20 protein-coding genes and 1 pseudogene are annotated in these 26,912 nt (G+C 58.7%); all 21 read left to right on the top strand.

Going from position 1 to position 26,912, the window contains the following annotated elements; all coding sequences use genetic code 11:
* Positions 1–2: 2 nt before the first annotated feature.
* Positions 3–1,451: a proline--tRNA ligase gene (proS, locus tag AC06G8_RS12690; protein ID WP_447661138.1), complete on the top strand. Its 1,449-nt coding sequence runs from the start codon at positions 3–5 to the stop codon at positions 1,449–1,451.
* Positions 1,452–1,808: 357 nt separating this feature from the next.
* Positions 1,809–6,110, top strand: coding sequence for a PolC-type DNA polymerase III (locus tag AC06G8_RS12685; RefSeq protein ID WP_447661137.1), 4,302 nt, complete (start codon positions 1,809–1,811; stop codon positions 6,108–6,110).
* Between the two features lie 186 nt (positions 6,111–6,296).
* Positions 6,297–6,758: a ribosome maturation factor RimP gene (rimP, locus tag AC06G8_RS12680; RefSeq protein ID WP_447661136.1), complete on the top strand. Its 462-nt coding sequence runs from the start codon at positions 6,297–6,299 to the stop codon at positions 6,756–6,758.
* Positions 6,759–6,785: 27 nt separating this feature from the next.
* Positions 6,786–7,882 (top strand): annotated as a pseudogene (nusA, locus tag AC06G8_RS12675) (transcription termination factor NusA).
* Positions 7,883–7,947: 65 nt separating this feature from the next.
* Entirely contained in the window at positions 7,948–8,265 is a 318-nt protein-coding gene (gene rnpM / locus AC06G8_RS12670; RefSeq protein WP_076355374.1) for an RNase P modulator RnpM, read from the top strand.
* Positions 8,255–8,581: a YlxQ family RNA-binding protein gene (locus AC06G8_RS12665; protein WP_021879640.1), complete on the top strand. Its 327-nt coding sequence runs from the start codon at positions 8,255–8,257 to the stop codon at positions 8,579–8,581. The genes rnpM and AC06G8_RS12665 overlap by 11 nt, the downstream gene beginning before the upstream one ends.
* Positions 8,574–11,351 (top strand): translation initiation factor IF-2, encoded by a 2,778-nt coding sequence (gene infB, locus AC06G8_RS12660; RefSeq protein ID WP_447661134.1) that lies wholly within the window; start codon positions 8,574–8,576, stop codon positions 11,349–11,351. The genes AC06G8_RS12665 and infB overlap by 8 nt, the downstream gene beginning before the upstream one ends.
* A gap of 14 nt (positions 11,352–11,365) precedes the next feature.
* On the top strand, positions 11,366–11,722 hold the full coding sequence (rbfA, locus tag AC06G8_RS12655) for a 30S ribosome-binding factor RbfA (RefSeq protein WP_447661133.1): 357 nt from the start codon (positions 11,366–11,368) through the stop codon (positions 11,720–11,722).
* A complete protein-coding gene (locus AC06G8_RS12650; protein ID WP_447661132.1) occupies positions 11,719–12,705 on the top strand; it encodes a DHH family phosphoesterase in 987 nt (328 codons plus the stop codon). The genes rbfA and AC06G8_RS12650 overlap by 4 nt, the downstream gene beginning before the upstream one ends.
* The gene (gene truB / locus AC06G8_RS12645; RefSeq protein ID WP_447661131.1) at positions 12,705–13,622 is read left to right on the top strand and encodes a tRNA pseudouridine(55) synthase TruB; all 918 of its coding nucleotides are present in this window, start codon (positions 12,705–12,707) and stop codon (positions 13,620–13,622) included. Before AC06G8_RS12650 ends, truB begins: the two co-directional genes overlap by 1 nt.
* A gap of 81 nt (positions 13,623–13,703) precedes the next feature.
* Complete coding sequence (locus AC06G8_RS12640) at positions 13,704–14,675, top strand: bifunctional riboflavin kinase/FAD synthetase (protein ID WP_447661130.1); 972 nt, start codon at positions 13,704–13,706, stop codon at positions 14,673–14,675.
* Positions 14,676–14,865: 190 nt separating this feature from the next.
* Positions 14,866–15,135: a 30S ribosomal protein S15 gene (gene rpsO, locus AC06G8_RS12635; protein ID WP_021878678.1), complete on the top strand. Its 270-nt coding sequence runs from the start codon at positions 14,866–14,868 to the stop codon at positions 15,133–15,135.
* A gap of 198 nt (positions 15,136–15,333) precedes the next feature.
* Complete coding sequence (gene pnp / locus AC06G8_RS12630) at positions 15,334–17,433, top strand: polyribonucleotide nucleotidyltransferase (RefSeq protein WP_447661129.1); 2,100 nt, start codon at positions 15,334–15,336, stop codon at positions 17,431–17,433.
* Between the two features lie 191 nt (positions 17,434–17,624).
* Complete coding sequence (locus AC06G8_RS12625) at positions 17,625–18,608, top strand: polysaccharide deacetylase family protein (protein WP_447661128.1); 984 nt, start codon at positions 17,625–17,627, stop codon at positions 18,606–18,608.
* A gap of 39 nt (positions 18,609–18,647) precedes the next feature.
* Positions 18,648–19,913 (top strand): M16 family metallopeptidase, encoded by a 1,266-nt coding sequence (locus AC06G8_RS12620; protein ID WP_480283041.1) that lies wholly within the window; start codon positions 18,648–18,650, stop codon positions 19,911–19,913.
* Positions 19,894–20,337 carry a dUTP diphosphatase gene (gene dut, locus AC06G8_RS12615; RefSeq protein ID WP_447661126.1) on the top strand — a complete coding sequence of 148 codons (444 nt, stop codon included), beginning with the start codon at positions 19,894–19,896 and terminating at the stop codon, positions 20,335–20,337. Before AC06G8_RS12620 ends, dut begins: the two co-directional genes overlap by 20 nt.
* A 346-nt stretch (positions 20,338–20,683) precedes the next feature.
* Positions 20,684–21,580: a dipicolinate synthase subunit DpsA gene (gene dpsA, locus AC06G8_RS12610; protein ID WP_447661125.1), complete on the top strand. Its 897-nt coding sequence runs from the start codon at positions 20,684–20,686 to the stop codon at positions 21,578–21,580.
* Positions 21,580–22,167, top strand: a complete 588-nt coding sequence (locus tag AC06G8_RS12605) for a dipicolinate synthase subunit B (RefSeq protein ID WP_447661655.1) — start codon at positions 21,580–21,582, stop codon at positions 22,165–22,167. The genes dpsA and AC06G8_RS12605 overlap by 1 nt, the downstream gene beginning before the upstream one ends.
* Before the next feature lie 311 nt (positions 22,168–22,478).
* Positions 22,479–23,696 carry an aspartate kinase gene (gene dapG, locus AC06G8_RS12600; protein ID WP_480283040.1) on the top strand — a complete coding sequence of 406 codons (1,218 nt, stop codon included), beginning with the start codon at positions 22,479–22,481 and terminating at the stop codon, positions 23,694–23,696.
* Between the two features lie 111 nt (positions 23,697–23,807).
* A complete protein-coding gene (gene dapA, locus AC06G8_RS12595; RefSeq protein ID WP_480285435.1) occupies positions 23,808–24,677 on the top strand; it encodes a 4-hydroxy-tetrahydrodipicolinate synthase in 870 nt (289 codons plus the stop codon).
* Between the two features lie 344 nt (positions 24,678–25,021).
* Positions 25,022–26,701, top strand: coding sequence for a ribonuclease J (locus AC06G8_RS12590; protein WP_447661123.1), 1,680 nt, complete (start codon positions 25,022–25,024; stop codon positions 26,699–26,701).
* The last annotated feature ends 211 nt before the right edge of the window (positions 26,702–26,912 follow it).

Genomic DNA, 26,912 nt, shown 5'->3' with positions numbered 1-26,912 from the left:
TTATGTCGAAGGATAAGCAATTCGTATCGGAAATCACACCTCAGGGGGAAGACTTTTCCCGCTGGTATATAGACGTCATCAAAAAAGCGGAGCTGATGGATTACTCGCCTGTGCGCGGCTGCATCGTGTTCCGTCCGGACGGCTATGAGATCTGGGAGCATATCAAGGATGAGCTGGATCGCCGCTTCAAGGAGACCGGACATCGCAACGCCTACTTCCCTCTTTTCATTCCCGAGAGCTTCTTCCAGAAGGAAAAAGAGCATGTCGAGGGCTTCAATCCGGAGCTTCCATGGGTAACCGAAGCCGGAGGCGAGATTCTCGAGGAGAGGCTGGCGATCCGTCCGACTTCAGAGACGATGATCGGCCATATGTACAGCAAATGGATCCATTCCTACCGCGATCTGCCTGTGCTCATCAACCAGTGGGCGAACGTCGTCCGCTGGGAGAAGCGCACGCTGCCGTTCCTCCGCACGAGCGAATTCCTATGGCAGGAAGGGCATACGGCGCATGAGAACGAGGTGGAAGCGCGCGAGGAAACGATGTCCATGCTGGAAACGTACCGTTCGTTCGTCGAGGACTATCTCGCGATTCCGGTCATCAGCGGCGAGAAGACGCCTAGCGAGCGCTTCGCCGGCGCGGTCGACACGTATTCCATCGAAGCGATGATGAAGGACGGCCGTGCCGTGCAGGCAGGCACCTCCCATTACCTCGGCAACAAGTTCGCCGTGGCCTTCGACATCAAGTTCCTTGACCGCGACAACCAGCTGCAGTTCGCGCATACGACTTCGTGGGGCGTCAGCACCCGCCTGATCGGATCTCTGATCATGGTTCATGGCGACGACCGCGGGCTCGTGCTGCCGCCGAAGGTAGCCCCGACCCAGGTCATCATGATCCCGATCGGCCCTCCCAAAACGCGCGATGCCGTCATCGCGAGAGTGGACGAGCTGTACGGCGAGCTCAAGAAAGCCGGCGTCCGCGTAAGAGTGGACGACCGCTCCGACATGAGCCCGGGCTGGAAATTCAACGAGTACGAGATGCGCGGCGTGCCGATTCGCCTCGAGCTCGGACCTCGCGACATGGAGAACGGCGTCTGCGTGCTCGTATCCCGCGTCAGCGGCGAGAAGCGCGTCGTGAACCAGAGCGATCTGAAGGACGAAATCCAGCGCATGCTGGAAGAAATCCACCGCGACATGTTCGAGAAGGCGAAGAGCTTCCGCGAAGAGAATACGCATGCGGTCGATACGCTGGATGAAATGAAGGCGCTGCTCGATCAGAAGCGCGGCTTCGTGACGGCAGGCTGGTGCGGTTCGGCCGCCTGCGAGAAGCAGGTCAAGGAAGAGACCGGCGCGACGAGCCGCAACATTCCGTTCGAGCCGGCCGAGCGCAAGGAAGCTTGCCTCGTCTGCGGCGGGAAGGCAGAGCATACGGTCGTCTTCGCCAGAGCCTACTGATCTTTTCGCTGCGTGGTTTTCCGCAGCCATCAACAAAGCCCCGGCATGGGGCTTTGTTTTTTTCTCTCTTTTCTCTCTGCTCATGGAAAGTCGGGGGCAGAAGAAAGAGGCCGGAGCATGCGGAAAACCCCTGCAGAAACGTAGTGGTCGCCTTTGAAGACGGATTCCAACCTTGAATGTTCTAAATAAAAAAAGAATCCGTATTCAACAGCGATCGAAAGGGGTTTCCGCCGGCGAGCGGCGCTGCTTTCGTTTCTTTGGCGCGCATTGCTGCCAACTTTCTATGTTCTTCCCCTTTATTCGACGGTATAATAGATTCCATTGACGGTTCAAAGCTGCATTTCCAGGAGGGACTACATGAGCGCCGACAAAAGACAACGCTTCGAGCTGCTGACGAAGCAGGCTGAGCTTCCGCCGGAGCTGATCGGAACCCATTTCCAGGACGCGATCATCGAGAAGGTGCTGGTAAGCGAAAGCAACCGGGAGTGGACGTTCTGCATCTCCGTCCGCTCGCTCGTCCAGCGCGATTACTATAGTATTTTTTGCAAGACGGTCCGGGAGAAGTTCCGGCATATCGCCGAAGTATCGTTTTGCTTTACGTATGAGGACCATATTCCGAGCGAAAGCCTGTGCTTGGAGTATTGGCCGCTGTTCGTGGAGTGGGCGCAGCAGGAGATGGCTTCAGTGAACGGCTGGCTCGCCAAAGGACAAGCATCGGCCGAGAACGGCGTGCTGCTGCTTCAGCTCATGGACAAGGCAGGGCTGGAGCTGGCGAAGCGCAAGAAGCTGGACGAGGCGATCGTCCGCTTCTATGAGGAACGCTTCTCGCGCACGCTGCGCGTCAAGCTGGCGGCAGGCGAAGCGGCCCGCGAGCTCTATGAGGAGTTCGCCCAGCGCGTCGTTCAGGAGAACAACGAGACCGTCATGCAGATCATGACGAGCGCGGCGAGCGAAGTTCCGGAGCCGGAGGAAGGCGATGTCCGCCTGGCTGTCGGCTACGATATCCGCGAAGAAGCCGTGCCGATGATGAACATCGTGGAGGAAGAGAAGAAGATCGCCGTACAGGGTACGGTATTCGGGCTCGAGGTCAAAGAGCTTCGCAACGGCAGCACCCTGTTTACGTTCAACGTGACGGATTTTACCGATTCGATCGCCATGAAGATGTTCGCGAAGACCAAGGAAGACGTGAAGGTGCTCTCCAAGCTGTCGAACGGCAAATGGATCAAGGCCCGGGGGCGCGTCGAGTACGACCGCTTCATGCAGGAGCCTGAGCTCGTCATGATGCCCAACGATCTGCATGAAGTCGTTGCGCCCAAGGATCGGACCGATACCGCTGAAGTAAAGCGGGTCGAATTCCATCTCCATACGACGATGAGCACGATGGACGCTGTCACCTCGGTGGATACGTACATCAAGACGGCCGCCAAATGGGGGCATGAGGCGATTGCGGTCACCGATCACGGCAACGTGCAATGTTATCCCGAAGCGTTCAAGCACGGGAAGAAAAACGGAATCAAGGTGCTGTTCGGCGTAGAGGCCAACGTCGTGAACGACGCCGTTCCGATGGTATTGAATCCGCGTCAGGAGACGCTGAAGGATGCCGAATATGTCGTCTTCGACATCGAGACCACCGGCCTCTCCATTACGAATTGCAAAATCATCGAGCTTGCCGGGGTCAAATACAAGAATGGGCAGGAGATCGACCGGTTCGCCACCTTCATCAATCCTCATGAGCGCATTCCATACCATATCGAGCAGCTGACCAACATTACGGATGATATGGTCCGCGGTGCTCCCGAGCTGGAGCCCAAGCTTCGCGAGTTCGTGGATTTCGTAGGCGACTGCGTCCTCGTCGCCCACAACGCGCGTTTCGATATGGGCTTCATTCAAGCGTCATGCAAGATGATCGGCATTCCGGAGCTGAAAAATCCGGTTCTCGATACGCTGGAGCTGGCCCGCTTCCTGCATCCGGCCATGAAGAACCATCGGCTCAACACGCTGGCCGACAAATACAAGGTCGGACTCGAGAGCCATCACCGCGCTGTGGACGACTCCGTAGCGCTAGCCGGCGTGCTGTACGGCCTGATCGGCGATGCCGCCCAGCGCAGCGTGACCGGGCTTCATCAGCTCAACGATTATGTGGGCATGGACCTCTCCAACAGCCGTCCGTTCCACTGCATGATCTATGCCCTCAACGCAGCGGGCAAAAAAAACCTGTTCAAGCTCATTTCGCTCTCGCATACCGAGCATTTCAAGCGTGTCGCCTGCATTCCGAAGAGCAAGCTCAAGGACATGAGGGACGGCCTGCTCATCATTTCCGGGTGCGAGAAGGGCGAGTTTTTCGAATCCGTCCTGAACAAGACGGTGGAGGAAGCGGAGGATGTCGCCGAATTCTACGATGCGCTGGAGATTCAGCCCGTCGACTTCTACATGCATCTGGTGGACAAAGGGCTTGTAGGCAGCCGTGCCGAGATCGAGGACGCGATGCGCAAGGTTTGCCGGATCGGCGAGAAGCTAGGCAAGCCCGTCATTGCCACGGGCAACGTTCATTATTTGAACCCCCGCGACAAAATGTACCGCGACATCACGATCATGGGCATTACGGGCTTCAGCCCGCTGAAGAGCCAGCGTCTCCCCGATGCCCATCTGCGTACGACCGACGAGATGCTGCAGGAATTCCGCTTCCTCGGCGAAGAGCTTGCCTATCAGGTCGTCGTCGCCAACACGGTGGAGCTTGCGGGAAGGTTCGAGCCGTTCGAGATGTTTCCGGACAAGCTGTTCACGCCGATCATGGAAGGGGCGGATGAGGAGATCCGCGATACCTGCTATTCGACTGCCCGCAGCATGTACGGAGAAGAGCTGCCGCAGGTCGTCATCGACCGCCTGGAAAAAGAGCTCGTGCCGATCATCAAGTTCGGCTTCTCGGCCAACTATCTCATCTCCGAGCGTCTGGTGAAGAAATCCAATGCGGACGGCTATCTGGTCGGATCGCGGGGATCGGTAGGCTCTTCTGTCGTCGCGACCTTCCTGGGCATATCCGAGGTCAACCCGCTGCCTCCTCATTATCTGTGCCTGAATGCGGACTGCCGGCATAGCGAGTGGATTCTGGACGGAAGCGTATCCTCCGGCTTCAATCTGGCGGACAAGGATTGCCCGCATTGCGGCAAGAAAATGAAGGGCGAAGGCCAGGACATTCCGTTCGAGACGTTCCTCGGCTTCAAAGGCGACAAGGTTCCCGATATCGATCTCAACTTTTCCGGCGAGTACCAGCCGATCGCGCATAATTTCACGAAGGAGATCTTCGGCGAGAAATGCGTGTTCCGCGCCGGCACAATCGGAACGGTGGCTGAGAAGACGGCATACGGCTTCGCCAAGAAATACGAAGAGGAAAAAGGCCGGAAATGGCGCGGAGCGGAGCTCAGCCGGCTGGCGTCAGGCTGCACCGGAGTCAAGCGGAGCACCGGCCAGCATCCGGGCGGCATTGTCGTCGTGCCGGACTACATCGACGTCGAGGACATCACGCCGGTCCAGTATCCTGCCGATGATACGGGAGCAGAATGGAAAACGACCCATTTCGATTATCACGCCTTCGAAATGAACCTGCTCAAGCTTGATATCCTCGGCCATGACGATCCGACGATGATGCGGATGCTCCAGGATCTGACGGGCGTCGATCCGACGACGATTCCGATGAACGATCCCAAGGTGATGAGCATGTTCAACTCCACGACAGCGCTCGGAGTGGCTCCGGAGAAGATCCGCTCCAGCGTCGCCACCTATGGCGTTCCGGAGATGGGGACCAAGTTCGTCCGGCAAATGCTCGAAGAGACGCAGCCGACTTCATTTGCCGATCTGCTTCAGATATCCGGCTTGTCGCACGGCACGGGGGTATGGCTGGGCAATGCCCAGGAGCTGATCAAGAATGGAACCTGCTCGATCAAGACCGTTATCGGCTGCCGCGACGAGATCATGCTCTATCTGATCTACAAGGCGGGCATGGATGCCGGCCTTGCCTTCAAGATTACCGAGAGCGTCCGGAAAGGCAAAGGGCTGACGCCGGAATGGATCGAGGAGATGAAGCGCTGCAAGGTGCCTCAGTGGTATATCGATTCCTGCCTGCGCATCGAGTACATGTTCCCGAAAGCGCATGCCGCGGCTTATGTTATTTCCGCTGTGCGCACGGCCTTTTTCAAGCTCTATCACCCTATCGAATTCTATGCCACCTACTTCACGGTCCGTGCGGAAGACTTCGATCTGGAGCTGCTGTGCCAAGGCTACGAGCCGATTCTCAAGAAGCTGGTGGAGATCGAGCAAAAGGGCTTCGCGGCGACGCCGAAGGAGAAGGCCTCGGTATCGATGTTCGAGATGGCGCTGGAAATGACTGCGCGCGGCTTCTCGTTCAAGCCGATCGACCTGTACCGCTCCGACGCGACGAAATGGACGATCGACGGCGACAGCCTGATTCCTCCGTTCGCGGCGATAGCCGGCATCGGCGAAAACGCGGCTCGCAACATCGGAGCTTCGAGGGACGGCAGCGAGTTTCTCTCGATCGAGGATTTCCAGCAGCGGTCGAAGGCGACCAAGACGATTATCGAAGTGTTGACCGGAATGGGCTGCTTCCGCGGTCTGCCGGAGTCCAACCAGCTCTCGCTTTTCTAAGCCCCGCAAGGGTTTGCAGCCATCCATGGAAAGTCTTCTAAGGAAAACAAATCTTGTCAGTGTACACGGGTTATGATATAATTTTTTTGGTAATCATGGGGATAGAGGTACTTCTGAAGAGTGGGGAAACCCACTCTTCACGTTTTGTCCACTACTTTTTCGGACTGATCGGGAGGTCAATTGGATTTGAGCACATCCAGAATCAAAGCCGTCGTGGAAGAGATGGTCGGCCCATTTCTCAGCGACAACGGATTCGAGCTTGTGGACATCGAATACGTGAAGGAAGGCAGCAACTGGTTCCTTCGCGTATTTGTTGATAAAGAAGGCGGTATTGACATCGACGAGTGCGGACGCATCAGCGAGTATCTGAGCGAACAGCTGGATCAGAACGATCCGGTATCGGACGCTTACTTCCTGGAAGTTTCGTCGCCGGGCGCCGAGCGCCCGCTGAAGAAGCCGGAAGATGTAAGCAAGGCGGTCGGCAAGCAGGTATTCGTCACGACGTACGAGCCGATCGACGGACTCAAGGAGTTCGAAGGGCCGCTGGTCTCGTTCGACGGGGAGACCGTCGTCGTCAGCACCGGGCGCAAGAGTCATGCCATCCCATATGCGAAGGTGGCCAGCGCCAGGCTGGCTATCGTTTTCTAAACATTGAAAGGGGGATCCGTGGTTCCAATGAGCATGGATTTTATTGAAGCCTTAAACGAGATAGAGAGAGAGAGGGGATCGCCAAGGATATCCTCCTTGAAGCGATCGAAGCCGCTCTCATCTCCAGCTACAAGCGCAACTTCAACACCGCTCAGAACGTGCGCGTGGACATCAACCGCCATACCGGCGTCATCAAGGTATACGCGCGCAAGAACGTGGTGGAGGAAGTGCTTGATCCGCGCCTTGAGATATCGGTAGAGGCATCACGGGAAATCAATCCTCACTATCAGCTCGACGATGTCGCCGATATCGAAGTCACGCCTCGCGACTTTGGACGGATCGCCGCCCAGACGGCCAAGCAGGTCGTTACGCAGCGGATCCGCGAAGCGGAGCGCGGCCTCATTTATAATGCGTACATCGACAAGGAAGAGGATATTGTCAACGGCATCGTCCAGCGCCAGGATACGCGCCACTTGTTCATCGATCTCGGCAAAGTCGAAGCGGTGCTGCCGCTGACCGAGCTGATGCCGACGGACAAGTTCAGGCATGGCGATCGCGTGAAGTCGTTCATCACCAAGGTGGAGAATACGACCAAAGGGCCGCAGATCATCCTCTCCCGCACCCATCCCGGGCTGCTGAAGCGGTTGTTCGAGCTGGAAGTTCCGGAAATCTACGACGGCGTGGTCGAGATCCGTTCGGTTGCGAGGGAAGCCGGCTTCCGCTCCAAGATCGCCGTCCATTCCCGCAATGCGGAAGTGGATCCCGTCGGCTCCTGCGTAGGCCAGAAGGGCATGCGCGTGCAGACGATCGTGACGGAGCTGAAGGGCGAGAAGATCGATATCGTCCGCTGGTCCGACAGCGTGGAGGAATACGTAGCGAATGCTCTCAGCCCTTCGAAGGTGCTGGAAGTCATCGTATTCGAGCAGGAGAAGATGGCTCGGGTCATCGTGCCGGATTACCAGCTGTCGCTGGCGATCGGCATCAAAGGCCAGAACGCCCGTCTTGCCGCCAAGCTTACCGGCTGGAAGATCGATATCAAGAGCGAGACGCAAGCGGAGCAGGAATACGGCCGTGAACGGACACAGGGCGTCGCGATGCACCAGGACTCCATAACGATCGACTGATTCCCAGCCGCTGGACGACTGGAGTCGCTTGAAGCACGGCTGTCTGCCGCAAGGGGGGACTACGCTTGAAACCTAGAAAGATACCGATGCGCAAATGCGTGGCAAGCCAGGAAATGCTGCCCAAGAAGGAGCTGATCCGGGTCGTCCGGACTCCGGAAGGGGATATCGTCATCGATCTGACGGGCAAAAAATCCGGAAGAGGCGCCTACTTGCGGGGGACAGCGGAATGCTTCCGCCTCGCCAAGAAGAGCCGCGCTCTCGATCGCGCGCTCAAGCAGGCGGTTCCGCCGGAGATTTACGATCAGCTCGAGCGGGAATTCATCTCCGTCGAAGAACAGTTCCTTGCCGCCAAAGAGCAGGAGGCGGATGAGGATGACGAATAAAGCTCTTTCCAACCTGGGCATGGCGATGCGTGCCGGCAAAGTCATAACCGGCGACGAGACGGTTCTCAAAGCCGTACGCCAAGGCAAAGCCCGGCTTGTGCTAGTCGCTGCCGACGCTTCCGATAATACGAAGAAGAAATATCGCGATAAATGCTCGTCCTACGGCGTGCCGTTGGCCGAAGCATTCACCCGGGACAGCCTCGGGCAGGCTCTTGGCAAGGAAGAGCGGGTCATCGTGGCCATAACCGATTCCGGGTTCGCGAACATGATTCGGGGGCAACTGAGCCAGAATACGGAGGTGGAGTATATTGACTAAACCACAGGATGGCAAAGACACCAAAGAGAAGCTGCGCGTATATGAATACGCGAAGTCCCTTAACATGAGCAGCAAGGAAATCATAACGATTCTTAAGCGTCTGGACACGCCGGTCAACAATCACATGAGCGTGATGGAAAACGACATGGTCAACAAAGTGGAAGGATTCTTCCGCGACATCAAAGCGAACGCCGCAGCCAAGCGCGCGCAGGGAAACCCGCAGGCAACCGCCTCGGCCCCTTCCAAGCGCCCCGCAGACAAGCGGCCGGAGCAACAAGGAGTGCATACTATTCCACGTCAAGAGCAGTCTACAAACCAAAATCAGCAGGAACGACAGGTGACTATGAATACGACTTCGAATACCCAAGGCAGCGGCTCGTCCGCTGGATCTCAGCAGCGTCCGGCTTCTCAAGGACAAGGCGGCGGCCAAGGGCGCGGACCGGGCCAAGGACGTCCGCAAGGACAGGGCGGCGGCCAGGGACGGCCTCCAGGTCAAGGCGGCGGCCAAGGACGTCCGCAAGGACAGGGCGGCGGCCAGGGACGGCCTCCAGGCCAAGGCGGCGGCCAAGGACGTCCGCAAGGACAGGGCGGCGGCCAGGGACGGCCTCCGGGCCAAGGCGGCGGCCAAGGACGTCCGCAAGGACAGGGCGGCGGCCAAGGACGGCCTCCGGGTCAAGGTGGCGGTTACGGCGGCAGCAGGCCGCAGGGCGCCGGGCAAGCAGCAGCAGCGACCGGCCCGCGCGGCGAAAGCCGCAGCACGGCTGCAGCTCCCCGTACATTCACGGACAATAAGCCCGCAGGCGGAACACGCGACTTCTCCCGCGGCGGCAGCGCAGGCGGAGCCGGACGCACAGGCGGTCCCGGCGGCAACAACAACAACCGCAGAGGCGGCGGCAAGCCAGGCCAAGGCACGGGCGGACGCTTCGACGATCGCGGCGGCAGCTACAAGAGCCGTGGAAGAGGCGGCAAGGGCGGCCGCGGCGGCCAGCAGCCTCAGCGCGAGAAAATCGACAATACGCCGAAGAAAATCATCGTCCGCGGCAGCATGACAGTCGGCGACCTCGCCAAGCTGCTCCACAAGGATGCTTCCGAAGTCATCAAGAAGCTCATTTTCCTCGGCGTCATGGCTACGATCAATCAGGAACTGGATATCGAGACGATCCAGCTCGTCGCATCCGAGTTCAAAGTCGAGGAAGTCGAAATCAAGATTCCGGTTGAGGAAGACGATTTCGAGACGGTCGAAGAGAAGGACGAGGAAGAGACTCTCATCGCCCGCGCGCCGGTCGTGACCATCATGGGCCACGTCGACCACGGCAAAACGACTCTTCTGGACGCGATCCGCTCCACGAACGTGACCGGCGGCGAAGCAGGCGGCATCACGCAGCATATCGGCGCTTACCAGGTCGAAATCAACAATAAGAAAATTACGTTCCTCGATACTCCGGGCCACGCCGCGTTCACGATGATGCGCGCCCGCGGAGCCGAAGTGACGGACATCACGATCATCGTCGTGGCAGCCGATGACGGCGTCATGCCGCAGACGGTCGAAGCGATCAACCACGCCAAAGCGGCGAAGGTGCCGATCATCGTGGCGGTCAACAAGATCGACAAGCCGGATGCCAATCCGGATACGATCAAGCAGGAACTGACCAAATACGAGCTCGTTCCGGAAGAGTGGGGCGGAGACACGATCTTCGTCAACATTTCAGCCAAGCAGCGCATCAATCTCGAAGAGCTGCTGGAAATGATCCTGCTCGTGGCCGAGGTCAACGACTACAAGGCCAACCCGAACAAACGCGCCCGCGGCACCGTGCTTGAGGCCGAGCTCGACAAAGGCAAAGGCCCTGTAGCCCGCGTGCTCGTGCAGCACGGCACGCTGAAGATCGGCGATGCATTCGTAGCCGGCAATACGTTCGGACGCGTGCGCGCCATGATCAACGACAAGGGACGCCGCCTCAAGGAAGCCGATCCTTCGACTCCGGTCGAGATCACGGGCCTGACGGAAGTTCCGCAAGCCGGCGATCCGTTCATGGTGTTCGAGGACGAGCGCAAAGCCCGCGACATCGCGGAACGCCGTTCGATCAAGCAGCGCCAGTCGGAGATGGGAGCGAATTCCCGCGTTACGCTGGAAGATCTTTACAAGCACATCTCGGAAGGCGAGATCAAGGACCTCAACGTCATCATCAAAGCCGACGTTCAAGGTTCCCTGGAAGCCCTCCGCGGCTCGCTCGAGAAGATCGAAGTGGAAGGCGTCCGCGTGAAGAGCATCCACAACGGCGTCGGAGCGATTACGGAATCCGACATCACGCTGGCATCGGCCTCCAACGCCATCGTCATCGGCTTCAACGTCCGTCCTGAGACTCAGGCCGCCGTGGCGGCCGAGCAGGAGAAGGTCGACGTCCGTCTGCACAACATCATCTACAACGTCATTGAAGAAATCGAGCAGGCCATGAAGGGCATGCTGGATCCGATCTTCAAGGAAGTCGTCATCGGCCACGCCGAAGTGCGCAACCTGTTCAAAGTGAGCAAGGTCGGCACGATCGCAGGCTGCATGGTCATCGACGGCAAGATTTCCCGTTCGGCGGAAGCCCGCATCGTCCGCAGCGGCATCGTCGTATACCAAGGCAAAATCGACACGCTCAAGCGCTTCAAGGATGATGTGAAGGATGTCGCTCAAGGCTACGAATGCGGCATTACAGTCGAGCGCTTCAATGATCTTCAAGAGGGCGACGTTATCGAAGCCTTCGTGCAGGAAAAGGTAGAACGTTAAAGAGGTGATTCACCATGGCTAAGATCCGCGTAGGCCGGGTGGGGGAACAGATCAAGAAGGAGCTCAGCCAGATCATCCAGGCTGAGCTCAAGGATCCCCGCATCGGTTTCATCACGGTGACCGGCGTTGAAGTCACGAACGACATGTCCCAGGCGAGAGTGTACCTGAGCGTGCTCGGAAGCGACGAGCAAAAGGAAGAAACATTGAAGGCGCTCGCGCGCGGCACCGGATTCATCCGTTCGGAGCTCGGCAAGCGAATCCGTCTGCGCCATACGCCGGAGCTGCTCTTCAAATTCGATAGCAGCATCGAGTACGGCAGCCGCATTGAATCCCTGCTCACGGACATCAACCGTGACAACGGAGGCCAATGACCGGGGCGGGGCAGGATAATCTATACGAAGCTGCTCTGCAGTTCATGAACGAGGGAGACGACTACTTGGTTGTCTCCCATGTTCAGCCTGACGGGGATGCGGTGAGTTCCACGCTTGCTGCGGCTTGGCTGCTGGGCAAGCTGGGCAAGAAGGCTGTCTTGGCCAATGAAGACCTTGTCCCTGACAGGTTGCGCTTCATGGCAGGCTCGGAAGGAATTCTCCGTTACGGAGAAAATCAAGGACGGAAGTTCAAGCGGATCATCGCTGTCGACTGCGCCGATTTCAAACGGATCGGACGGATCGCGGAATGGTTCGAAGACGGGTACGAGCTGCTCAACATCGATCATCATCCTACTAATAATGGATACGGAGCCGTCAATCTCGTCGTTTCCGACGCCGCGGCTACGGCGCAGATTCTGTACGGGCTCATCCGGACCGCTTGCATGCCTCTGGAGCAGCCGGCGGCGGAAATGCTCTACACCGGATTGCTCACGGATACGGGAGGCTTCCGTTATTCCAATACAGATACTCGGGTCATGCAGGCAGCATCGGAGCTGCTTGAAGCCGGAGCGGGCGGTCATGCCATCGCCGATCGGCTTCTTGAGCGCATGTCGCTGCCTCAGCTGAGGCTGCTTCGACTCGGGCTGAACCGGATGGAATTCCATTTTGGGGACCGCGTCTGCACGATGCATATCACGCCCGAAGACATGCAGGAGACAGGGGCAGCTCCAGAGGATCTGGAAGGTCTTGTCAATTATGCCCGCAATGTCGAAGGCGTGGAGGCAGGCATCCTGTTCAAAGGCTTGCGTGACGGCGGCGTCAAGGCAAGCCTGCGCTCCGGGGGCACGCTTGATGTGGCGGCGATCGCTTCCCGCTTCGGCGGAGGCGGCCATATCCGGGCGGCCGGCTGCCGCCTTGACGGCCCGATAGAGGAAGCGATGAGCTCCCTGATAGCCGTTATAAGGGAGGAACTGAAAGACTGATGGATGGAATTTTGGCAATCTGGAAGCCTGCAGGCTGGACGTCCCACGACGTGGTGGCCAAATGCCGCAGGCTGCTCCGGACCAAACGCATCGGCCACGCAGGCACGCTGGATCCTATGGTGACCGGCGTGCTTCCTTTATGCGTCGGCCAGGCGACACGCGTGGTTGAATACATGCAGGAGCTGCCCAAGGCATACGAGGCTGTCCTGCAGCTTGGTATTTCTACGGATACGCTTGACTTGACCGGCGAGATTCTGGAGCAAGTGGATTCAGTCGCATTGAGCGAGCAAGATATAAGGCAAGCCCTTATGTCCTTCCTGGGCGAAATCATGCAGCTGCCGCCGATGTATTCGGCCGTGAAGGTCGACGGCAAGCGGCTCTATGAATTGGCGCGGGAAGGCAAGACAGCGGAGCGCAAGCCCCGTCAAGCGACGATCCATTCTCTGGATGTGCTGTCGATGGATCTGGACAGGCCGCATCCGCTTGTGCGGTTCCGGGTCGTCTGTTCCAAGGGGACGTACATTCGGACGCTGTGCGAGGATATCGGCAGCAAGCTCGGGGTGCCCGCCGCCATGGCGGAGCTCAAGCGCACGCTGTCGGCGGGCTTTTCGGAAGAGGATTGCCTGACCCTTGAACAAGCCCAGCTGTTGATGGAGCAGGGGACGCTGGAGCAGCGCCTGCTTCCCGCGGAAGCGGCGCTTGCCCACATGCCGCGCTCCAGCGCCGCGCCGCCCGCTATGCGCCAAGCTTTGCAAGGACGCCGGATTCCGGTCGAGTGGCTGGACGAACGTCCTGCGGAAGGAAGCCAATTCCGGCTTTATGGCCAGGACGGCTCTTTTGCCGGCCTGTTTGAAATTACGGAAGACGGAAGCATGGTGAAGCCGGTGAAGGTGTTCGCCCGGCCCGATTCGGAATAGCGGATCGCCATGCGGGCCGCAGCGCCGGGATTAGTCTGGAACCGGGGCTGCAGGCATCCAGAATAAAAGGAATGCGGGTGAATGGAAGTGGAGATTTACGAACTGAGCTACCCGATCAACGGCAGCAATGAACCGGCGTTTTCCCCGGCGCCGTGCTGTCTGGCTATCGGGCATTTTGACGGCGTCCATCTCGGGCACCGCCATGTGATCGACCGTGCCGTCGCAGAGGCCCGCCAATCGGGAACCCGCGCCGCGGTGATGACGTTCCACCCGCATCCCCGCGAAGTGCTCGGCATCGGCAGCGGTTTCGCCGAATGCCTCACACCGCTCGACGCGAAGCTGGAGCTGTTCCGGGAAGCAGGGGCGGATGCCGTCTTCATCATGCAATTCGACCCTGCTTTTGCGGCCATCAGCCCGGAAATGTTCGCTAGGGAGGTGCTGGTCCCGCTCGGCGTCAGCCATGCCGTCGTCGGCTTCGACTTCACGTTCGGAAGCCGCGGAGCGGGAACCCCGCAGATGCTGGCTGAGCTTGGAAGCGGAAGCTTCACGGTCGACATCGTTCCAGCCGCCCAGAGGGACGGTCTCAAGGTCAGCAGCACCTATGTGCGGGAAGCGTTGGAGGAAGGCCGCGTCGAGCTCGCGGCCGAACTGCTGGGCAGGCCTTACCGGGTCAGCGGCATCGTCGTTCACGGCGACGCTCGGGGGAGGCTGCTCGGCTTCCCCACGGCCAACCTGAGTCCGGACCGTCCTTACGTCCTGCCCCGGCTTGGCGTCTATGCGGTCAAGGTCAGGATTCCTTCACCCGTGGGAGGAGAGCCTTCTGTCCATGATGCGGTGCTGAACCATGGGATGAAGCCGACGTTCAACAAGGACAAGATCGTTCCCGTTCTTGAAGCCCATCTGCTTGATTTCGAGGGGGATCTGTACGGATACAGGCTGGAGATCGATTTCGTTCATTTCCTGCGCACGGAACAGAAGTTCTCCGGAATCGACGAGCTCGTCTCCCAGCTTGGCCGCGACAAGGCTCGCGCCAGGGAATTGCTGCAGGACTGAGCGGCGCTGCGGAAGAAGCTTCATAGCGGCAGGCGTTTACTTTGTTTCCCGTAGATGCTATACTGTCTAATGTTGTCCGGAGTTGCTCCGGTCATCCCGGCCTTGGCTTGGCCTGTCCGCTCTCACCGGCGGCGGCGAGGCTGACGGCGGCTACTCAAGCAACCTATTACGTAATTGGAGGTGAACTAGGATGGCACTTACGCAAGAACGCAAGCAAGAGCTCATCGAAGAGCACAAGACGCATGCAAGCGACACTGGCTCTCCTGAAGTTCAGGTCGCAATCCTTACTCAGAACATCGTGAACCTTACGGATCACCTGCGGACGCACAAGAAAGATCATCACTCGCGCCGCGGCCTTCTGAAAATGGTCGGTCAGCGCCGCAAGCTGCTGGCATACCTGAAAAACAAGGATGTTAGACGTTACAGCGCTCTGATCGAGAAGCTCGGCCTTCGCCGCTAAGAAGCTGTTGAAGAAGCAACCTGGTTGTCCAGCTGTCCGGGATTCCCGGAAGGGCTGCAGCCCGGTTGCTTTTTATAATCAATTCGACAAGTCAATTTTTACATATCCGGACAAGGCTTCAGGAGAAGGTCGGGCGTCCGCGCCGGGCAGGATAACCCGAGGCTGCGCCGAATATTTTTCTAGATTAGGAGGGATATCATGCACCAGGTTCAAATGACACTGGGGGGTCGCCAGCTGACCCTCGAAAGCGGCCGCCTGGCCAAGCAGGCCAATGCTGCCGTTACGGTACGATATGGCGATACCGTCGTCCTCTGTACCGTTACCGCTTCTTCGGGTCCGAAGGATCTGGACTTCTTCCCGCTTACGGTCAACTATGAGGAGCGCCTCTATGCCGTGGGCAAGATTCCCGGAGGCTTCATCAAGCGCGAAGGACGCCCGAGCGAGAAGGCTATCCTTTCGAGCCGCCTGACCGACCGTCCGATCCGTCCGCTATTCCCGGAAGGGTTCCGCAACGATGTTCAGGTGCTGAACCTCGTCATGAGCGTGGACCAGGATTGCCCGCCTGAGATAGCCGCAATGATCGGCACAGGCGCTGCGCTGAGCATTTCCGACGTTCCGTTCAACGGACCGATCGGAGGCGTCATCGTAGGCCGGGTGGACGGCAAGTTCATCATCAACCCGACGGTGGAGCAGGAAGAAGCCAGCGATCTCAAACTCGTTGTTTCCGGCACGAAAGACGCCATCATGATGGTGGAAGCAGAAGCCAACGAGCTGTCCGAGGAAGTCATGCTCGAAGCGATCATGTTCGGCCATGACGAGATCAAGAACATCGTGGCTACGATTGAAGAGCTGACGGCTCAATGCGGCAAGGAAAAGATGGAGGTTGTTCTCCATGCCGTCGATTCCGAAGTCAATGACGCTGTCCGGGCATTCGCTTCGGCACGTCTGGTCGAAGCGATCCGCATCGAGGAAAAGCATGCCCGCCAGGAAGCGATCGATCTTGCGAACAGCGAAGCGGTCGCCCACTTCCAGGAAGTCTATGCGGAAACTCCGGAGCTCATGGGCGACGTGAAGGAAACGCTCTACGACATCGTCAAGGAAGAAGTGCGCCGCCTCATTACGCATGACAAGGTTCGTCCGGACGGACGCGGACTGGACGAGATCCGTCCGATCGACTGCGACGTATCGGTGCTGCCTCGCACGCACGGCACAGGCCTGTTCACGCGCGGCCAGACGCAGGCGCTCAGCGTTTGCACCCTGGGAGCGCTCGGCGATGTCCAGATTCTGGACGGCATCAGCCCGGAGACGACCAAGCGCTTCATGCATCATTACAATTTCCCTCCGTTCAGCGTCGGCGAAGCACGCCCTCTGCGCGCGCCTGGCCGCCGCGAGATCGGGCACGGAGCCCTCGGCGAGCGCGCCCTTTCCAAGGTTCTTCCTTCGGAAGCCGACTTCCCGTACACGATCCGTCTCGTATCCGAGGTGCTGGAATCCAACGGCTCCACTTCGCAAGCGAGCATCTGCGCCAGCTCCCTGGCGATGATGGACGCAGGCGTACCGATCAAGGCGCCGGTAGCCGGCGTGGCGATGGGGCTGATCAAGGACGGAGAGCATTTCTCCATCCTGACGGACATTCAAGGCATGGAAGATCATCTCGGGGACATGGACTTCAAGGTCGCCGGCACCGCTGAAGGCGTAACGGCCATCCAGATGGACATCAAGATCGACGGCATCGACCGCGCGATTCTGACCCAAGCGCTGGAGCAAGCCCGCGTAGGCCGCCTGCATATCCTGGACAAGATGAACGCCACCATGAGCAAGCCGCGTGCGAGCCTGTCGGCATATGCGCCTAAGATCATGACGCTGCGCATCAATCCGGACAAGATCCGCGATGTCATCGGCGCAGGCGGCAAGATCATCAACAAGATCATCGAGGAGACGGGAGTCAAAATCGATATCGAGCAGGACGGCATGGTCTACATCGCTTCTTCCAACGAAGAGATGAACAAGCGCGCCCGCGCCATCATCGAAGGCATCGTCAAGGAAGTCGTCGTCGGCGAGATCTACACCGGCACGGTCAAGCGCGTCGAGAAATTCGGGGCGTTCGTGGAAATCCTCCCGAACAAGGACGGATTGGTCCACATTTCCCAGCTGTCGACGGAGAGGGTAGCCAAGACGGAAGACGCCGTCAACATCGGCGACGTCATCACCGTCAAAGTCACGGAGATCGACCAGCAGGGACGCATCAATCTGTCCCGCAAAGCGGTGCTGACCGCCGAAGCTCCTTCCCAAGCCTGATTCCGGTCGCCATTCCAGCCCGTCAAAAATTCAGAGCCAGAGACATTCTCTGGTTCTTTTTTATTTGCCTGCGCGGCCATAGCCAGGCGCTCTTTCGCTATAAGGAACATCCCCGGTCCCGCAGAGTCCAAGCCGCATAAATTGTCCCTCTTATTCATAGGAATCATGGAGAAGAGTGGAGGGATGTAGCGATGAAACTGCGGCAATGGGGCTTGTCCGCCGCCTTCGGCGCAGCCGTCGTCCTGCTTGCAGTCAGTTATGGCGGCGCCGGAGGGTACGTTGAGGCTATCAAAAGCGGGGAAATCCGGTCCGCCATGCTGCTGACAGACAACGAAGAGGCGCTGCGGACGGAAATCAAGCAGGAGGCGGAAAAGCGTTACATTCCGCCGGTGGATGCGAAGGTCGACCGTTGGTTCCGGGCGATACCGGGCTATGACGGACGCGAAGTCGATATCGAGGCTACCTACCGGCAAGCGCAGCTTCGTCCCGATGATCCTGTTCAATATGTGTACAAGGCGGTCAAGCCGAAGGTGAGCGTGGAGGATTTTCCGCTGGAGCCGGTCTATCGGGGCAATCCCTCGAAGCCGACGGCCTCGTTCATGATCAATGTCGCGTGGGGCAATGAATATTTGGAGCCGATGCTGGCGACTCTCGACCGGTACGGAGTGAAGGCGACCTTCTTCCTGGATGGCTCCTGGCTGAAGAAATACCCGGAAGAAGCGCGTAAAATCCAGGCGGCCGGCCATGAGATTTCCAATCATGCCTACTCTCATCCCGATATGAGCAAGCTCGGAATGGAACAGCAGACGTCGCAGATCACGCGCACCGAGCAGCTGCTCAAGGAAACGCTGGGCGCAAGCAACCGGCTGTTCGCCCCGCCATCGGGAAGCTACAACGCCTCGACGGTCAAAGCCGCGCGCGCGCAAGGACTGAGGACCGTCATGTGGACGCTGGATACGGTGGACTGGCGCAAGCCTTCGCCGGACTCGGTCGTCGACAAGATCGCACGCGGCATCGGGCCGGGATCGCTCATTCTGATGCATCCGACCGCAAGCTCGAGAGATGCGCTCGAAGGCATGATCAAGGCGGCAAAACGCAAAGGACTGCTGCTTGTGCCCGTCAGCGAGACGATCTCGGAGGAGCGGATCGAGGCTCCGGTTGAGGCCAAACCTTAATTTTGTTATGATGATAATCAAACTCAAGGAGGAGATCCGGTGAATATATATAGACTCAGCAACGGTCTGCGCGTTGTCGCGGAACCGATTCCCACCTGCCGTTCCGTATCGTTCGGCATTTGGGTCAAGACGGGATCCCGCAGCGAAACGCCGTCCAACAACGGTATCTCCCATTTCATCGAGCATATGCTCTTCAAAGGCACGGATACACGCAGCGCCAAGGATATCGCCGACCTGTTCGACGGCATCGGGGGCAATGTGAATGCCTTCACGGCGAAGGAATATACTTGCTATTTCGCCAAGGTGCTCGACCAGCATCTGCCGCTTGCGGTCGATGCTCTCTCGGATATGTTCTTCAACTCCAGATTCGACGAGGAAGAATTGGCGAAGGAAAAGAACGTCATTTTTGAAGAGATCGCCATGTACGAGGACACGCCGGACGACAAGGTCCACGATGAGGCTTCCCGGGCTTCCTACGGCGACCATCCGCTCGCTTATTCGATCTTGGGTTCCGAGGAGCGGCTGACTTCCATGGGGCCGGCTGACCTGCGCGGTTATATGAAGGAGCAGTATACGCTGGAGAACACGGTCATCAGCGTCGCGGGCAACATCGAGGAGAAGGGGCTGCTGGAGCTTCTGGAAGCCAAATTCGGCGGCTTCTCCGACAGCGGGCTTGGACGGAGCCTGGATGCTCCCGAGTTCAAGGGAGAGTACTTGTTCCACCCGAAAAAAACGGAGCAGAACCATATCTGCCTCACGTTCCCGGGCTGCTCCATTTCCGACGACAACCTGTACGCGATGATCCTGCTCAACAACGCTCTCGGTGGCGGCATGAGCTCCCGGCTGTTCCAGGAAATCCGCGAGAAGCGGGGACTTGCCTATTCGGTCTATTCCTACCATACCTCCTATGCCGATTCGGGTCTGTTCACCGTCTACGCCGGAACGGCTCCGCGCCAGACGGCGGATGTGCTAGACCTGACGATGGAGCTGCTCGGCGACGTCTCGGCCAAGGGACTCACCGACGCGGAGCTGACAAGGGGCAAGGAGCAGCTGAAGGGCAGTCTGATCCTCAGCCTTGAAAGCACGAGCAGCCGGATGAACCGCAATGGCAAAAACGAGCTGATGCTCGGCCGCCACTACACGCTCGACGAGATGATCGAGCGGATCGAAGCGGTCAAAATGGAAGACATCCGCGCCGTAACGGACTCGATGCTGAAGGTTCCGTTCGCCGTGGCGATGGTCGGCTCCGAAGAAGGGCCCGCCGCCAAGCTGAGGAGGGACCAATTTGTATCCGGTACAGTTTAAGCGTCTTCCCGGCAACGAGGATGTGCCTCTGCCGCTGCGGATGTCGGAAGCGGCGGCAGGCTTCGACCTGCATGCCTCGGTAGCGGATCCCTTCGTGCTTCAGCCTGGAGAGCGCGCGCTTATTCCGACCGGCTTCGCCATGGCGATGCCGGAATCGCTTGAAGCACAGATCCGTCCTCGCAGCGGGCTTGCGTACAAGCATGGCATTACTTGCCTGAATTCCCCGGGAACGATCGATGCCGACTACCGTGGAGAGGTGAAGGTGCTTCTGGTCAACCTGGGCCAGCAGCCATTCACGATCAACAGAGGAGAACGGATCGCCCAGATGGTATTCCAGAGCGTTCCGGCCATATCCGTCTCCGAGGTCGAAGAGCTGAGCGAGACGGTTCGCGGGGCCGGGGGATTTGGACATACGGGTGTATGAAGCCGTTGTCCTAGATTTCTCATGACTATAAGGCTGTCCGGCGCCACCCATAGAGGTGGAGCCGGACAGCCTTTTGTGTGAGTCGGACTTCATTTTCACGGGCAATCCGACTAGGCGTCCTTGCGCATACGTCCGCTCGGCATGGCGGCCGGGCACCGGGAAGGAAAGCCCGATTCCGCAGTAACCCTCGTATGGGCCGCGGCATACCATGATCTAGACGCACGAGAGCGACTGCGGCGGAGGCGGGGGAGCCTTTCCCAAGCTTGAGTGAGTGCAGCGGCATGGGCCGGTGCAGCCGGCCATGTGCCGCTTAAGGGCGATCAAGGTGAGAGGAAGTGACGCCAGCATGCTGACCGGCGTTCAGGTGCTGCTGATCGGCGGCGACGCAAGGCAACTAGAGGTCATCCGTAGGCTGTCGGAACTGGATGCAGCCGTTACGGTGTCCGGATTTGACGGACTCCGCACCCTTCCGGACGGAACCGTGGACAATGAGCTCCGCGACGAGCTGTTCGACAAGGCAGACGCCATTCTTCTGCCTGCGGTAGGGACGGACGACAACGGCATTATACCCGCAGCTTTCAGCAATTCCGAACTGCGCCTGACGGGTGCGCAGCTTGCGCGTGTCCCCAACCATTGCAAGGTCTATGCCGGCATGGCGAGGCCTTATTTGAAGTCGTTGTGCGCCAGCCGCGGAATCGAGCTTGTAGAGCTGTTCGAGCGGGACGACGTGGCGATATCGAATTCGATTCCGACGGCGGAAGGCGCCGTCAAAATGGCTATTGAGAATACGGACATCACCATCCATGGCTCCTCGTGCATGGTGCTCGGCCTCGGGCGGACGGGACTTACGCTTATCCGTACCCTTCAGGGCCTGGGTGCCCGGGTGCTTGCCGGAGTGCATCGTCCCGAGCATTTCGCAAGAGCGCAGGAAATGGGCGCAAAGCCTTTCTACACAAGGGATTTGCTCGATTACGCAGCCAATATCGACTTGCTTTTTAACACAATTCCAACTATGATAGTCACAGCGCAAACGATTGCTAGAATGCCCTCCCGCGCCGTCATTATCGACCTGGCTTCCAAGCCTGGCGGTACGGATTTCCGCTTTGCGGAGAAGCGCGGACTGAAGGCGATTCTGGCTCCCGGATTGCCGGGAATCGTTGCCCCTGTGACTGCCGGCCGAATCATAGCTGATTGTGTCACTCAGCTGATTATGGAAGACATCAGCGCGCGGGGGAATGAATGATGAACTGGAACGGACTTACGGTCGGTTACGCCCTGTCGGGCTCTCACTGCACGTTCGCGGAGGTCATGCCTCAGATTCAACGTTTCGTCGATGCCGGCGCCAACGTCGTGCCGATCGTCACGCAGAGCCTGATGACGACGGATACCCGCTTCGGTACAGCCCAGGATTGGAAGACCAAGCTGTATGAGATTACCGGCAAAGAGATCATCTCGACGATCGTCCAGGCCGAGCCGCTCGGGCCTTCCAAGCTGATCGACGTGCTGCTGATCGCGCCATGCACGGGCAATACGACGAGCAAGCTTGCGAACGCTCTGACCGACAGCGCCGTGCTGATGGCGGCCAAGGCGCAGATGCGCAACGGCAGGCCGGTCGTCATCGGGATCTCGACCAATGACGGACTTGGGCTGAACATGGCGAACATCGCGAAGCTGATGGCGTCGAAGAGCATCTACTTCGTGCCGTTCGGCCAGGATGATCCGGTGAACAAGCCGAATTCGCTCGTCGCCCAGATGGACCTTGCCATGGAGGCATGCGAGCATGCCTTGCAAGGCAAGCAGATGCAGCCCGTCCTGATCGAGAGAAGATAGGCATGGCGCCTCTGCCGGCCGATTGAGACATCGCGGCTGCGGCGAATGCATAAGGTTGTTAATAATCATCATCATGCCGGCTCCTCCACACAGGAGCCGGTTTCAACAAAGACAGTTACGGAGAACCGGCTTTCAATAGCTGTCGGGGAATCCTCCAGCCGCTCTGCGGCTCGGAACAAGAGAACGCCAGCCGGCAGCATGCTGCCGCTGGCGGCTTTTCTATGATTCAGCCATAAAGGCTTTCAGCTGCATGCTATCAGGGAGAGGAGCGGCCTCAATGAAGAAGCCGCTTCAGCGAAGGGATGTCATCCATGGGGGTACGGGTTTTAAAATTCGGCGGTACTTCGGTGGCGACCAAGCAGACCAGGGAGCTGGTCGTCCGTCATATCCAGCGCGAGCTGGGCGAAGGCCATCGTCTTGTCGTAGTCGTATCGGCAATGGGGCGCAGCGGGGATCCGTATGCGACGGATACGCTGCTGTCTATTGCCAGTGAAGAGGGCGGAGAAATTCCGGCGCGCGAACGCGATCTGCTCATGGGCTGCGGAGAAATCATCTCGGCAGTCGTTCTGAGCACGGCTCTGGCATCCAGGGAAATTCCCTGCGTCGCCTTGACTGGGGGCCAAGCCGGAGTGGTGACAGGCAGCCAGTTCGGCGAAGCCCGCATCGAGGAGATCCGCACCGACCGCATTATCGGTCATCTGGACCGGGGAGAAGTGGTCATTGTGACAGGCTTCCAGGGACAGAACGGACAGGGTGACCTGACGACGCTTGGCCGCGGAGGCAGCGATACGTCTGCTACGGCGCTAGGGGCGGCGCTGAATGCCGAGATCGTCGATATCTATACCGACGTGAACGGGATTCTTACAGCGGATCCAAGAATTGTAAAAGACGCCAAGCCGCTTACCGTAGTCGGCTATGCAGAGATATGCAATATGGCGCGTCAAGGGGCCAAGGTCATTCATCCCCGGGCGGTCGAGATAGCCCAGCAGGCAAGAATACCGCTCCGTGTCCGCTCTACATTTTCGGATGACGAGGGGACGCTCGTGACGGATATGCCGACTGCTCTGAGCATCGCATCGCCGCTGCGCGACCGCCATGTGACGGGAATCGCGCATGTCCAGGGCGTCACGCAGATATCCGTCCGGACGGTTGAAGGCATAGCGGATATGCAGCTCCAGGTGTTCCAATCGATGGCCCGCAGCGGGATCAGCGTCGACTTCATCAACGTGACGCCTGCGGGAGCTCTCTATACGGTATTCGACCGTGACGCGGATAAGGCGGTTCAAGTTCTGCAAGAGCTCGGATTCGAGCCGGAGACGGTGAACGGCTGCGCCAAAGTATCCGTCATCGGCGGCGGAATGAACGGCGTTCCCGGCGTCATGGCGCGCATCGTCGAGGCGCTGACGGAGCAAGGCATACCGATTCTCCAGTCGGCGGATTCCAATACGACGATCTGGGTGCTCGTCCGGGAGGAGCATATGGGCAACGCCTTGCGCGCCCTGCATGCGAAGTTCGAGCTTCATTTATAGGATGGAATTATGCGGGCAGGCGGCATCCGCCTGCCGGCCGCTTATGAGAGCGAGACAGATGCAGCGGGTCTGGCCGTCATGGTTGTCCGCTGGAACAGGGGAGGAACAGAGATGGATTATGGCAGATTGATTACGGCAATGGTAACTCCGTTCGACAATGACGGCAGCATCGACTGGAAGACGACGGGGCTGCTCATCGACCATCTTATCGAAGCGCAGGGAAGCGATTCCGTCGTCGTCAGCGGCACGACGGGCGAGTCTCCGACGCTTGCCGAAGCGGAAAAGCTGGAGCTGTTCCGCTTCGCAGTCAAGCATGCGGCCGGCCGCGCCCGCATCATAGCCGGCACCGGCAGCAATGATACGGCCCATTCCGTCCACATGACCAAGCTGGCCGAGCAAGCGGGAGTGGACGGCATTCTGCTGGTCGTTCCTTATTACAACCGGCCAAGCCAGGAGGGCATGTACCGCCACTTCATGACGATCGCCGAAGCGACCTCGCTTCCGGTCATGCTGTACAATGTGCCGGGTCGGACCGTGGCGAGCATGGATGCGCGGACGACGGTCAGGCTCGCTCGCGATGCGGCCAATATCGTCGCGACCAAGGAATGCCATTCGCTGGATCATGTATCGGAGATCATATCCGGAGCTCCTGCCGAATTCCGTGTCTATACGGGCGATGACAGCGCTACGCTGCCGGCGATGGCGGTCGGCGCCTACGGAGTCGTCAGCGTGGCCAGCCATATCGTCGGATCCGAGATGAAGGCGATGATCGAAGCTTATTTGGCCGGCCGGACGGCCGAAGCTGCCGCGTCGCACCGGAAGCTGCTTCCCGTGTTCAACGGATTGTTCAAGGCCCCGAATCCCGTTCTCGTGAAGAAGGCGCTGGAGCTGAAGGGACTGCCTGTCGGCGGCGTCCGGCTGCCGCTAGTTGAAGCGGACGAAGCCGAAACTTCCGCCTTGATCCAGCTGCTAGGCCTTTAGAAGAACATTCTCTGCAACCGATGCGCGTAGATGCGCATCGGTTTTTTTTGTCCGATTGATCGGGCGCATCCATGTCTCCCTTCTCATGTGAGCTTGCGCTCTCAGCTTTGGACGAAGATTTTGCGGCATAGACAATTATTGCGGCTGGAATTTCCAATCGGCTTGTGTTCCATCTTTTGCATCATGTATAATATTCCTAAGTGAATGGTGCGGCAAAGTGAATATCGAGTCAAGCCCGGCCGCGTGGCGGCATTGCGGGTGGAGTCCGTGCATCTCATGGAAGAGTTTTTTCTTAACCATAGATCTCATTCTATCTTCACATCACATAGGAGGTAAGAAATCCCTTGTCAAAAAAGAATACCCAGGACAAGCTGCTCATCTTCGCCCTCGGCGGCGTCGGCGAGATCGGCAAGAATATGTATGTCATCCAATACGGCAATGACATCGTAGTCGTTGACTCAGGCCTCAAGTTCCCGGAAGAGGACATGCTCGGAATTGACATCGTCATCCCGGACATCACGTATCTGACCGATAACCGCGACAAAGTCCGCGGCATCGTCATCACCCACGGACACGAAGACCACATCGGCGGCCTTCCGTACGTGCTCCGCCATCTGAACGTTCCGGTATATGGAACGAAGCTGACGCTCGGCCTGATCGAGAGCAAGCTGAAGGAAGCGGGCCTGCTCGGAGAGACGAAGCGGATCCTCATCAATGCCGACTCGGAGCTAGAGCTCGGCGAGATCCGCACGACGTTCTTCAAGACGAACCACAGCATTCCGGATTCGGTCGGCGTATGCCTCGAGACGCCGGAAGGCACTGTCGTCCATACGGGCGACTTCAAGTTCGACTTCACGCCGGTCAACGACCAGTTCGCCGACCTGCAGCGCATCGCCGAGATCGGCAAGCGCGGCGTGCTTGCCCTGCTGTCGGACAGCACGAACGCTGAGCGTCCGGGCATGACGCCTTCGGAGAGCAACGTCGGCGTGGAGCTGACGGAAATTTTCCGCAAGTCCCAACAGCGCGTCGTCGTCGCTACCTTCGCATCCAACGTGCACCGGATCCAGCAGGTGTTCAACGCCGCGATGGCTACGAAGCGCAAGGTCGCCATCGTCGGCCGCAGCATGGTCAATGTCGTCACGATTGCCGTTGAGCTCGGGTACCTGATCGTGCCTGAAGGCATGATCATCGAGCCCGAAGAAGTGAACAAGATGGCTGCAGACCGCGTTGTCGTCCTCTGCACAGGCAGCCAAGGCGAGCCAATGTCGGCTCTGACCCGCATGGCGCGCTCGACGCATCGCAAGATCGACATCTTGCCGGGCGACACGGTCATCATCGCAGCTACTCCGATTCCGGGCAACGAGAAGGATGTAGGCCGCACGGTGGACGAGCTGTTCCGTCTGGGCGCCAACGTCATCTATGGACCGGGCTCGGTATCCGGCGTCCACGTATCCGGCCACGGCAGCCAGGAAGAGCTGAAGCTGATGCTCAACCTGATCAAGCCGAAGTACTTCATTCCGATCCACGGCGAGTACCGGATGCTGCGCCAGCATGCCAAGCTTGGCGAAGCTGTCGGCGTCGAACCGGACAACATCTTCCTGATCGATATCGGCGACACGATCGAGTTCCAGAACGGCGAAGGCCGCAAGGGCTCCAAAGTTCCGTCCGGCAACGTGCTCATCGACGGCCTGGGAGTGGGCGACGTAGGCAACATCGTTCTGCGCGACCGCAAGCTGCTGTCCCAAGACGGCATACTCGTTGTCGTCGTCACGCTGAGCAAGCAGGACGGCACGATCAAGGCTGGCCCGGACATCATTTCCCGCGGTTTCGTCTATGTCCGTGAATCCGAAGGATTGCTGGACGAGGCGAACCGGATCGTAACGACGACCCTCAACAAGCTGATGAACGACAAGGTCAACGAATGGGCCTCGCTCAAGACGAACGTCAAGGATGCTCTTGGTCGTTTCCTCTACGAGCAGACGCGCCGTCGTCCGATGATCCTTCCGATCATCATGGAAGTCTGATCCAACTCATCAACCTGCCTCCGATAACGGAGGCAGGTTTTTTCTTTTGTCCACAGTGCTGTCTGTTTTTCCGCAACTCTAACTGCAATCTCTCCGCACCCCCTTTCCGTAATCCTCCCCGAGTCCTCTTCTTAGTCCCGCTTGAAGTCGGCTGAATATCCGTATTTCCCTTAAGTTGAATGGGATAAAGGGCTGCACCCCATACTACGAT

It is taken from the genome of Paenibacillus sp. SJS-P3, assembly GCF_056711585.1.
Note: the sequence above shows the minus strand (reverse complement) of the source record. Positions and strands in the feature narration are given on the sequence as shown.